The sequence below is a fragment of the Mycobacterium sp. E183 genome (assembly GCF_001667735.1).
In the GTDB taxonomy this organism is placed as follows: domain Bacteria; phylum Actinomycetota; class Actinomycetes; order Mycobacteriales; family Mycobacteriaceae; genus Mycobacterium.
Genome location: NZ_LZJN01000117.1, coordinates 49646 through 60687, shown reverse-complemented (window position 1 = coordinate 60687; position 11042 = coordinate 49646). Strand labels below are relative to the sequence as shown.

Here is an 11042-nt window from a genome sequence, read left to right as displayed (position 1 = left end):
GACGATCTCCGGTGCGGACGCGGCCAGGCCGGCCTTGTCGGCTTCGGGGACCTGGTCGGGATCGACCCCCGCCCGGGCCAGCACGGCGGCCGGGTCGGCGAGCTGATCGGTCAGCCAGGCGACCGGGTCGGCCGACAGCTCGGGGACGAAGTGCCGTCGCCCGGGCTCCCACCCGTCGAACTTCGGGTGGTGATGGGCCCGGTCCAGGGTCCCGGGCGGGCTTTCGGTGGAGCCGAACAGATCCACCCGCCACACCGGGCGGTTGAAGCCGATCGGGACGCCGGCGTAGATCGACCCTTGCGGCTCGTCCCGGTCGACAATCCGCAGTTCCAGCCGGACGCCCCGCTCCGGGGTTTCCTGACCTTCCAGCGGGCGCGGGTCGACGAAGAACATGTCGCCGACGACGACACCCATGGTTTCGAATCCGAACGCTGCGAGCATGCCTTGAGCGTAGTCCCGGCGGCTCCGGGTCAGGCGCTGATCTCCTCGGCCACCGGTTTGGGCAACACCTCCAGGTAGTCGGCGAACGCGACCGCCCTTGTGCGGCGCTGATATTCGTGCACCAGCCCGGGCCAGTTGGTGGTGACCCGGCCCGATGCGGCGCGATACCAGGAGTCGCACGAGGTCCACACGCCGGCGTCGAGCCGGGCCTGGACCTCGGCGTCGTAGGCCTGCTCCGCGGCGCGCCGAACCTCGAACGCGCGGACCACACCCCCGCGGGCGAGCTCTTCGGTGACCTGGCGGATGTAGCGGGCCTGCTGCTCCATCATCAGGATGATCGAGCTGCTGCCCAGGTTGGTGTTCGGGCCATAGATCAGGAACATGTTCGGGAAGCCCGGCACGGCCATGCCCAGATGGGCGCGCGCGCCTTCCGCCCACTCGGACTGCAGGTCCCGACCGTCGCGGCCGGTGATCGTCATCGGGGCCAGGAATTCGGTGGCCTTGAACCCCGTGCCGTAGACGATGACGTCGACCTCGTGCAGCCTGCCGTCGGCGGTGCGCACCCCGGTGGCCGTCACCTCGGTGATCGCGCCGGTCTCGACGTCGACGTTGTCGCTGGCCAGCGCCGGGTACCAGTCATTGCTGAACAGCACGCGCTTGCAGCCGATCGGGTAGTCGGGGGTCAGCTTCGCCCGCAGCACCGGATCCTTGATGTGCCACTTGAGGTTTGCCGATGCGGCGACGCCCACCAGCCGGGCGAGCGGGGCGACCTTGGTCAGCGCGAGGCCGAAGAACTCCGAGATCTCCCAGATCAGGCCTCGCATGGCGGAGGCGAAGCCGGGCGCCTTGGCGAACGCGGCGTGGTGCGCGCCGGTGTAGGCGCGGTCCGGCTTGGGGACGATGTAGGGCGCTGACCGCTGAAACACGATGACGCGCTGCGCGGTCTGGCGGATGCGCGGGACGAACTGGATGGCGGATGCGCCCGTGCCGAGGACGGCGACGCGCTTGCCGGCCAGGTCGACGTCGTGGCGCCACTGCGCCGAATGGAAAGAGGGACCCGCGAACGTATCCAGGCCCGGGATGTTCGGCAGCGCCGGCCGCGACAACTGCCCCACCGCGGGCACCAGCACGTCGGCCTCGTAGATCTCGCCGGACAAGGTCTCGACCCGCCACGTGGCGGTGCCGTCGTCGAAGGCCGCCGACGTGACCTCGACCCCGGTGCGCACCAGCTCGCGAAGGCCGAACCGGTCGGCGGTGTCGTGGATGTAGCCGAGGATGTCCGCCTGCTCGGCATACCGCCGCCCCCAGTCGGTCTTGCGGGCGAAGGAGTACGAGTACAAGTTCGACGGCACGTCGCAGGCGGCACCGGGGTAGGTGTTCTCCCGCCACACACCGCCGATGTCCTCGGCCTTCTCCAGCACCGTCACGTCGGCCAGGCCATCCCGGGACAGCTCGTAGGCGGCGGCGAGGCCACCGAAGCCGGCCCCGATGACCAATACGCGAGGACGAGTCGAAGTCATAAATGAAAAGTAGGCCCGGGGCGCCCGTCACCGGCAACCGATTGCGGTCGGCAAATCCATAATTCCGGCCACGATCAGACGGCGACCAACCGCCCGCGCGGCGCGACCGACCGCTGGTAGCGCGCGGGAGTCGTGCCCGTCCACCGCTTGAACGCGGCGATGAAGCTCGTCGCCTCCGCGTAGCCAAGCCGCAACGCGACGTCGTCCACCGACAGCGCGCCCGTCGCCAACAGCTCCTCGGCGAGGACCCGGTGCACCTCCTCGAGGAGGTCCCGAAAGGTCGTGTTCTCCTCGGCCAGCCGCCGCCGCAGCGTCCGCTCGCTCATCGCCAGCTGCCGGGCGACCGCCCCGATGGTGTGCGGTTCGCCGTCGACCGAGGCCAGCCGCTCACGGACTTGCCGGGCGACACCGGTCCGCGCCCGGCGCCGCTCCAACAGGGCGCGGCACTGCTGCTCGCACATGGCCACGCTGATCTCGCTGGCCTGCGGCAGCGGGTTGTCCAGCAGTTCGGCCGGCCAGCGCGCCACGTTCGCCGGCGCATCGTAATGCGGGGTCACGCCGAATGCCTTGCAGGCCAGGGCATCCGAGGACGGCGCCGGACCGGTGAACTCGATCGAGGTGAACGGGACCGCACGGCCGAGCAGCTCCGCCATGACCTGGGCGATGGCCGCCAGGTCGCGCCGGACCAGGAACTCCGCGACCGGGCCGGTCACGTCGGGCAGGTCGAGCCGCAGCGCCGCCACCGGCCCGTCCACCGTGACGGTCGGCAGGCAGAAGCCGTAGCTGAGTTCGTAGAACCGGGCAGCGAACCGGACGGCGTCGCCCAGTGTCGAACTGGTCAGGCAGGCGAAACCGAAGATGCCCAGCGATCCGACGTGATAGCCGCCGCCGACGCGCGTCCCCAGGTCGGCGGCTTCACCCAGCAGGTTCACCAGGTTCGTGACGACCGCCAGCTCCTGACGCCCGACGATCATCCGGTTGTGGTCGCGCAGGTCGGCCTCCGTCAGGCCGGTCCCGTTGAGCACGTCCGCCATGGCAATGCCATTCGCGCAACCGAATTCGGCCATCAACGCGACGCTGGCCATGCTGCGCGGGAAATCCCAGTGCGACACGTGCGATCCGACGAACACCTGCACGCATCCCAGTATGGCGAACGAGCGCGGGACGGCGGCCACACCGCGTCCGCACGCGCTGCGCTAGGCCGCCAAGTCGTCCGCGCGCCGCGCGTCGCGTTGCGCGCGCTTGCCGCGCCGCCAGCCGCGCACGGTCTCGATGGCGGTCTTCAGCCCGCGCCGGCGGCCGGTCTCCGGGTCGGTGCCCGCGAATTCGGGCCCCAGCTCGTCGAACATCCGCTCGCTGCGGGTTTCCGGCGCATTGTCGGCGTCGTCGCGCAGGTATTTGTTCGGCAGCGACAGCTTGGCCAGCGTGCGCCACGTCTTGCCGTACTGCACCAGGAACGACCCGGTCGTGTAGGGCAGGTCGTACTTGTCGCAGATTTCGCGCACCCGCACCGCGATCTCCGCATATCGGTTGCTCGGCAGGTCCGGGAACAGGTGGTGCTCGATCTGGTGGGACAGGTTGCCGCTCATGAACCGCAGCGCAGGCCCCGCCTCGAAGTTGGCGCTGCCCAGCATCTGGCGCAGGTACCACTGCCCCTTGGTTTCGCCGATCATGTCGGTCTTGGTGAATTTCTCTGCGCCATCGGGGAAATGGCCGCAGAAGATGACCGCATTGGCCCACACGTTGCGGATGATGTTGGCCACCGCGTTGGCCTTCAGCGTGGATCGGTACGTGGCGCCGGGCGACAGCGCGGTCAGCGCCGGGAACGCGACATAGTCCTTCACCACCTGCCGGCCGGCCTTGGCCAGGAACTCGTCGACCCGCTGCCGGGCGTCGTCGTGCTCCATCCGCTTCTTGACGATCTTGCCGATCTCCACGTGCTGCAGGCCGACGCCCCACTCGAAGAGCAGCGCCAGCATGGTGTTGTAGACCAGGTTGAAGATGTTGAAGCGCTTCCAGCGCTGGTCGCGGGTGACGCGCAGCAGGCCGTAGCCGACATCGTCGTCCATCCCGAGGATGTTCGTGTACTTGTGGTGCACGAAGTTGTGGGTGTAGCGCCAGTGCTTGGACGACCCGCTCATGTCCCACTCCCACGTCGAGGAGTGAATCTCGGGGTCGTTCATCCAGTCCCACTGGCCGTGCATGACGTTGTGGCCGATCTCCATGTTCTCGATGATCTTGGCCACGCCCAGCGTTACGGTGCCGGCCCACCAGGCCGAGCGGCGAGAACTGGCGGCCAGCAGCAGCCGGCCGGATACCTCCAGCGCACGCTGGGCCGCGATGGTGCGGCGGATGTAGTGGGCGTCCCGCTCGCCGCGCGAGTCTTCGATGTCCTGGCGGATGGCGTCCAGCTCAACGGCCAGGTTTTCGATGTCGGCGTCCGTCAGATGGGCGAATACGTCGACGTCGGTGATCGCCATCGTCTTCTTCTCCCTACGGTTTGATTTGTCCGTCCTGAACAGGTCAAGACCTACGCTATCGTAACCTACGAACCCGTAGGTTACCTGTGAGTAGCCTTTAGATGTCGAGCACGCAGTCGCCCGAGGCGGCCGAGACACACGTCTGAATCCGGGTGCCCGGATCGTGTTCCACGCCGGTGCGCAGGTCGCGAACGTGACCTTCCACCAGACCCACCACGCACGACTGACATATACCCATTCGGCAGCCGAACGGCATCTGCACGCCGGCCCCCTCCCCCGCGTCCATCAACGACGTGGCGGCGTCGGCGGCGACGGCGCGGCCGCTCTGCGCGAAGGTGACCGTTCCGCCCGCGCCGGCCGGCGCGGCCTTGGACACCGCGAACCGCTCCAGGTGCAGCCGGTCGCCGATGCCCGCGGCCGACCAGATCTTCTCGGCCTGGGCCAGCATGCCCTCCGGCCCGCAGGCCCAGGTGTGGCGTTCGCGCCAGTCCGGCACCTCGTGGTCGAGCAGGGCGAGGTCGAGCCGGCCCTGCGAGCGGGTCTCCCGCAGCTTCAGTCGGTAGCCCGGGTGCTCGGCCGCGAGCGTGGCCAGCTCGGCGCGAAACATCACGTCGGATTCGGTGGGCGCCGAATGCACGTGCGTGATGTCACCGATCTGGTTGCGCCGCAGCAGGGTTCGCAGCATCGACATCACCGGCGTGATCCCGGATCCGGCGGTGAGGAACAGGATCGACGACGGCGCCGGGTCGGGCAGCACGAAGTTGCCCTGGGGCGCGGCCAGCCGGACGATGGTCCCGCGCGCGACGCCGGCCACCAGGTGGGTCGAGAGGAAACCCTCGGGCATCGCCTTGACGGTGATGGTGACGGTGCGCGCGGAGCCGGATCCGGACGTTGCGGCAGGGCTGGACGTCAGCGAATACGACCGCCAGCGCCAGCGTCCGTCGACCAGCAGGCCGATCCCGATGTACTGACCCGGCTGGTAGTCGAAGTCGAAGCCCCACCCCGGCTTGATCACCAGGGTCGCGGAATCCTCCGTCTCGCGGCGCACCTCGAGGATGCGGCCCCGCAGTTCTCGCGCGGACCACAGGGGGTTCGCCAGGTGCAGGTAGTCGTCGGGCAGCAACGGTGTGGTGATGCGCGCGGCGATCTTGCGCAGCGCGTGCCAGCCGGGATGCCGGTCCGCGCCCGCGACAACGGGTCGCTTGGTCTCGACGACGTTGCCCTTGATAGCGGGGTTACGTCTGCCCAGCGGAAGCTCCTGCTCACTACGCGGCGTCTTGGTTGCGCTCACCATTGTGGTCGATTCCTGGGGCCTCACGAAACCTACGGTACCGTAACCTACGGTTGCGTAGCCAGGGTGGCACGCCCCGAACGCGTCACATTCGGCGTCAGAGCAGCTCGAGCAGGAACGGCAGCTCCTGGTTTGCGTACCAGGCCAGATCGTGGTCCTGAGCGTCACCGACTACCAGCTCGGCGTCCTCGTCACCCAAGTCGGCGGCGTCGATGACCTCGATGGCCTTCGTCACATCCGGCTCGGCCGCCGCGTTGTCGACGTAGGCGGCGACCACTTCGTCGAGTGCGACGGGCGCGCCGAGCCTCACCACGGCGTCGTCGAGGTCGGGACGGAAGGTGACGTCGCCGACCTCGGCGGCCAGCACCGCGCGCCGCGGCGGCAAGCCCCCCTCCGCTTCCGATTCGGCCAGCAGGCGTAGCGACGCCAGCGCGGCCTCGCGCAGCGCGACCTCGGCGAGTTCGTCGTCGTCACCCTCGGCGTAGGACTCCCGCAACGTCGGCGTCAGCGCGAACGCGGTGCCGTTGACGGGCATCAACGAGCCGTCGGCGACCAGATGCTGCAACATGGCCAGCGTGGCCGGGATGTAGACCAGCGTCACGTATCCCCCATCAGTGTGGCCGCGTAGTCGTCGACGTACTTGGACAGCTCACGCGGCGGGCGCTGGTAGTTCCCGCTCACCACCGGGGTCTTGGGCAGTTTGACGTGGGGCCGCTCGACGTCGTGGTATTCGATGGTAGCCAGCAGATGCGCCATCATGTTCAGCCGCGCATGCTTCTTGATATCCGATTCCACGACGTACCAAGGGCTGACGGGGGTGTCGGTGTGCACCATCATTTCGTCCTTGGCGCGTGAATAGTCCTCCCGCCGATACAGCGACTCGGTGTCCATCGGGCTGAGTTTCCATTGCCGCACAGGGTCACTCAGGCGCGCCTTGAACCGGCGCAGCTGCTCGTTAGCGGAGACCGAGAACCAATATTTGCGCAGCAGTATCCCGTCGTCGATCAGCATCTGCTCGAAGATCGGCGTCTGCCGCAAGAACAGCGCATGCTCCTGCGGCGTGCAAAATCCCATGACCTTTTCGACGCCGGCGCGGTTGTACCAGGACCGGTCGAACAGCACGATCTCCCCTTTGGCGGGCAGATGGGCGATGTAGCGCTGGTAGTACCACTGGCCGCGTTCGCGTTCCGTCGGCGAGGGCAACGCCGCGATGCGGGCGACGCGCGGGTTGAGATATTCGGTGATCCGCTTGATGGTGCCGCCCTTGCCCGCCCCGTCGCGGCCTTCGAAGATCACCACGAGGCGCTGGCCGGTGTGCCGTACCCACTCTTGCAGCTTCACGAATTCCGTTTGCAGGCGGAACAATTCGGCGCGGTATACCTCTTCGGAAATCTTGGGCGCTTTCGGCTCCGCCGATTTCGCCGGTTTCGCCTTGGGGCTTTTCGTCGCGGTGCTCACATCAACGAATGATAGAACCGGCCACAGGTTTTCACCTGGACTAATTACCGGGAAGCTTCCAGCAATTCCTCGAGCGATTGGCTCAACAGGCCGGGCAGCAGTTCCACGTCGCTCATCGCTTCGCGGTCGGCGTTGATGCCGAAATACAGCATGCCGTTGTACGACGTCACGCTGATGGCCAGCGCCTGGTTGTGCAGCAACGGCGGCACGGAGTAGGTCTCCAGCAGCTTGGTGCCCGCGACATACATCTGCGACTGGGCCCCGGGCGCGTTGGTGATCAGCAGGTTGAACGTCCGCCGGGAGAAGGTGGGGAAGCTGGTGGCGACGCGGATACCCATGGCGTGCAGCGTGGGCGGCGCGAAGCCCGACAGGGTGACGATGGTCCTGGCGTCCACCAGGCGCGCACCCGTCGGGTTGGATTCGGTGGCGTGCGCGATCTGCGACAGCCGCACCACCGCGTTCGGCTCCCCCACCGGCAGGTCGACCAGGAAGGGCGTCACCTGGCTGATGGCCTGGCCGGGGCCGGTCGCGTCGAGCTGGCCGTCGGCGTAGACCGGCAGCGGCGCCATGGCCCGCACCGTCGCCGTCGGCGACACCGCCACTCCGCGTGACATCAGCCAGTTGCCCAGCGCCCCGGTGATCACCGCGAGCACCACGTCGTTGACGTCGCAGTCATACCGCGCGCGCACCGTGCGGTAGTCCTCGAGGTTGCAGCTCGCCACCGTGAACCGCCGGTGGCGCGAGACGGTGGCGTTGAGCGGGCTGCTCGGCGCGGTGCCGCGCGCCACCGCCCGCGCGAAATCGACGACCCGCCGGCCGGCCGCGAGGAGCTCGCCATGGTTGGTCACCAGGCCGCCGACGGCCGACCCGACGGCCTGCAGCTGGGTGCCCGGCCCCACGAACCAGTCGCCGATGGCGCCGAAGATCAGCCGCGCGTTACCCGGGTCGCGCTCCGGGACCCAGATGTCCTCGGGCAGCGCCGGGGGACGCCTGGTGCGGTCGGCGATGACGTGGTTGATCTCCAGCGCCGCCATGCCGTTGATCAAGGCTTGATGCGACTTCGTGTACAGGGCGACCCGGTTCTTGGCCAGGCCCTCGACCAGATACATCTCCCACAGCGGCCGCGTCTTGTCCAGCGGCCGGGCGGCCAGGCGGGCGATCAGCTCGTGCAGCTGTTCGTCGCTGCCCGGCGACGGCAACGCGGAGCGCCGCACGTGATAGGTGATGTCGAAGTCGGCGTCGTCGACCCACACCGGGCGGGCCGAACCGACCCGGACCTCCCGGACCTTCTGCCGGTAGCGCGGGATCTGCGGCAGCCGTTGTTCGACGGTGGCCAGCAGCGTCTCATAGCTCAATCCCGCGCGCGGCTTGCGCAGGATCGACAGCGATCCGACGTACATCGGGGTGGCCGTGTTTTCCAGCCGAAAAAACGACGCGTCCGATGGGGACAGCCGGGTCACCATAAGGGCGCAGTCCTCCTCGTCGAATCATCGCCCTGTTGCTTAAGGAGATGCCCCGCCCACGGTAATCGTCTCGACGGGTCCCGGCCGAGCGCGGGTACGCGCGGGCCGCGGTTGTGCCATGATGACCACTGCCTGCCCCTCTCCAGCGGGCTCACGGTTCGACCGAAGAGTTGGAGAGTGCGTGGTGAACAGCAGTCCTGTCGCGGGTCCGTCCGACGCCTTCGCCGTCCTGCCCGTCGTCGACTACGAGCCTCCCCCGCAAGACGTCCCGCCGAGCGTTCCCGCGTGCCGGCCATCGGCGCGGGCACCGCTGCGCCGCCGCGGCCCCCGCCCCTACCCGCCCGGGCGGCAACCCGCGGAGCCGGTCCGCGCGGCCACGTCGCCGCAGATGCGCCAGGCGGCGGCGTTCGCCGACGCTGCGCTGCGCCGGGTGCTGGAGGTCATCGACCGCCGCCGACCGGCCGCGCAACTGCGCCCCTTGCTGACGCCCAGCCTGGTGGATTCCGTTGTCGCGGTGAGTCAGTCGGCCACCGGGCGCGCGGGCGCCGCGGTGTTGCGCCGGGTGCGGCTGCAGCCGGCCGGTCATCGGGACCCGGATGCCGCCGCCGAGGTGTCCGGCTCCTACAGCCGGGGGAACCGGGTCCATGCCATCGCCTGCCGTGTCGAGCGGATGCCCGCCGACGCCGGCGCCCGGTGGCTGGTGGTGGCCCTCCACATCGGTTGACCGCCGGTGATCAAGGCCCGGCCGCGGGCGTCAGCGGGCCGCCGGCGTGTAGCGGGTGAGCACTGGACCCAGAATCGCCATGACGAACACGTACGACGTCGCCAGCGCGGCGACCGCGGGGATCGACGTGCCGGCCAAGCCGATGATGATCAGCGAGAATTCGCCGCGGGCGACGAGCGCCGTGCCCGCCCGCAGCTGCCCGCGCCGCGCCACCCCGTCGCGCCGGGCGGCGAAGATCCCGGTGGCCACCTTGGTCGCCGCCGTCACCGCGGCCAATATCAGCGCCGCCGGAAGCATCGGGATCAGCGCGTGCGGGTCGACCGAAAAGCCGATCGCCAGGAAGAAGATCGCGGCGAACAGGTCCCGCAGGGGGCCCAGCACCTGACGGGCGCGTTCCGCCGTCTCGCCGGTCAGCGTGAGCCCCACCAGGAACGCGCCCACGGCGGCGGATGCGTGCAGGGACTCGGCCAACGCCGCCACGATCAGGGTGATGCCGAGCACGCGGAGCAGCAGCTGTTCGGAGTCGGGGTGTTCGACCAGCCGTCCCACGTGGTGGCCCCAGCGGTAGGACGCGGCGAACGCCGCCAGCAGCGCGGCCACCGCCACCACCATGCCGCCGACCGCGTGCAGCCATCCGCCGCCCGCGGCGAGCACGGCGAACAGCGGCAGGTAGGCCGCCATCGCGAAGTCCTCGAGCACCAGCACGGACAGCACCGCCGGCGTCTCCCGGTTACCGAGGCGGTGCAGGTCCTCCAGCAGGCGCGCGATCACACCGGACGAGGAGATGTAGGTGACGCCGGCCAGGCACAGGATCGCGACGCCGTCCAGTCCGAGCAGCCAGCCCGCGACCGCGCCGGGCGCCGCGTTGAGCACGATGTCGACGCCCGCCGACGGCAGGTGGTGGCGCAGGCTGGTGGCGAACTCGGCCGCGGAGAACTCCAGGCCCAGGGTCAGCAGCAGCAGCACGACGCCGATGGGCGCGCTCGTCGTGATGAACTGGCCGCCCGCGTCCAACGGCAGGATGCCGCCCTTACCGAGGGACAGGCCCGCGAGCAGGTAGACCGGTATCGGCGACAAAGCGAATCGCCTTGCCACGGCGCCCAATACGGCCAGCGTGGCCAGGAGGGCGCCGAGCTGTAGCAGCAGCGCCCACGAAATTTGCACCGGCTCAGCCTTTGTCGATTATCTGCTCGACGCCGGCGATGCCGTCCTGGGTTCCGATGACAATCAAAACGTCTCGGGCATGGAGCATTTCGGCCGGCCCGGGCGAGGCGAGCACTTCGTCGTTGCGCACGATCGCGACGATGGAGGCGCCGGTGCGGGTGCGGGCGTGGGTGTCGCCCAAGGGGTGGTCGACGAACGGGCTGCCGGCCAGGATGTGAACCTGCCCGGTCTCGAGCCCGGGTATTTCCCGGGCCAGTTCGGTGAACCGCTCGGCGATCCGGGGCGCCCCGAGGATCGCGGCCACCACCTCGGCCTCTTCCTCGCTGAGGTGCAGGAGCGGGCGGGCCTCGTCGGGATCCTCCCGGGCGTAGACGACGACCTCGAAATCGCCGCCTCGCCGGGCGATGATGCCGATGCGGTCGCCCTTGTGATCGGTGAACTCGTAGCGAAGACCGACGCCCGGCAGCAGCACCTCCTTGACATCCATACCGTCAATCCTGA

Annotated in this window: 11 protein-coding genes; 1 reads left to right on the top strand and 10 read right to left on the bottom strand. The window is 69.1% G+C overall.

Going from position 1 to position 11042, the window contains the following annotated elements:
* The 8 genes from A5691_RS12685 to A5691_RS12650 form a co-directional block, all read right to left on the bottom strand.
* Nucleotides 1-441: hypothetical protein (locus A5691_RS12685; protein WP_067759072.1), on the bottom strand; the 441-nt coding region annotated here is incomplete at its 3' end.
* Nucleotides 442-470: 29 nt separating this feature from the next.
* Complete coding sequence (locus A5691_RS12680) at nucleotides 471-1961, bottom strand: NAD(P)/FAD-dependent oxidoreductase (protein WP_068019069.1); 1491 nt, start codon at nucleotides 1959-1961, stop codon at nucleotides 471-473.
* A 74-nt stretch (nucleotides 1962-2035) separates the two neighbouring features.
* Nucleotides 2036-3097 (bottom strand): AraC family transcriptional regulator, encoded by a 1062-nt coding sequence (locus A5691_RS12675; RefSeq protein WP_082950285.1) that lies wholly within the window; start codon nucleotides 3095-3097, stop codon nucleotides 2036-2038.
* 60 nt (nucleotides 3098-3157) lie between these two features.
* Entirely contained in the window at nucleotides 3158-4441 is a 1284-nt protein-coding gene (locus A5691_RS12670; RefSeq protein WP_067781550.1) for a fatty acid desaturase, read from the bottom strand.
* A 97-nt stretch (nucleotides 4442-4538) separates the two neighbouring features.
* The gene (locus A5691_RS12665; protein ID WP_369807440.1) at nucleotides 4539-5732 is read right to left on the bottom strand and encodes a ferredoxin reductase; all 1194 of its coding nucleotides are present in this window, start codon (nucleotides 5730-5732) and stop codon (nucleotides 4539-4541) included.
* A gap of 97 nt (nucleotides 5733-5829) precedes the next feature.
* Nucleotides 5830-6333 (bottom strand): hypothetical protein, encoded by a 504-nt coding sequence (locus tag A5691_RS12660; RefSeq protein ID WP_156675742.1) that lies wholly within the window; start codon nucleotides 6331-6333, stop codon nucleotides 5830-5832.
* A complete protein-coding gene (gene ppk2 / locus A5691_RS12655) occupies nucleotides 6330-7190 on the bottom strand; it encodes a polyphosphate kinase 2 (protein WP_067759063.1) in 861 nt (286 codons plus the stop codon). The genes A5691_RS12660 and ppk2 overlap by 4 nt, the downstream gene beginning before the upstream one ends.
* Before the next feature lie 44 nt (nucleotides 7191-7234).
* Nucleotides 7235-8653 (bottom strand): wax ester/triacylglycerol synthase family O-acyltransferase, encoded by a 1419-nt coding sequence (locus A5691_RS12650; protein WP_067759060.1) that lies wholly within the window; start codon nucleotides 8651-8653, stop codon nucleotides 7235-7237.
* Between the two features lie 184 nt (nucleotides 8654-8837).
* Here A5691_RS12650 and A5691_RS12645 point away from each other — a divergent pair, with 184 nt between their 5' ends.
* A complete protein-coding gene (locus tag A5691_RS12645) occupies nucleotides 8838-9377 on the top strand; it encodes an Rv3235 family protein (protein ID WP_197499031.1) in 540 nt (179 codons plus the stop codon).
* A gap of 30 nt (nucleotides 9378-9407) precedes the next feature.
* Here the strand turns inward: A5691_RS12645 and A5691_RS12640 are convergent, their stop codons facing one another.
* Entirely contained in the window at nucleotides 9408-10541 is a 1134-nt protein-coding gene (locus A5691_RS12640; protein WP_067781553.1) for a cation:proton antiporter, read from the bottom strand.
* Nucleotides 10542-10545: 4 nt separating this feature from the next.
* A complete protein-coding gene (locus A5691_RS12635) occupies nucleotides 10546-11028 on the bottom strand; it encodes a cation:proton antiporter regulatory subunit (RefSeq protein ID WP_067759055.1) in 483 nt (160 codons plus the stop codon).
* Between the last annotated feature and the right edge of the window lie 14 nt (nucleotides 11029-11042).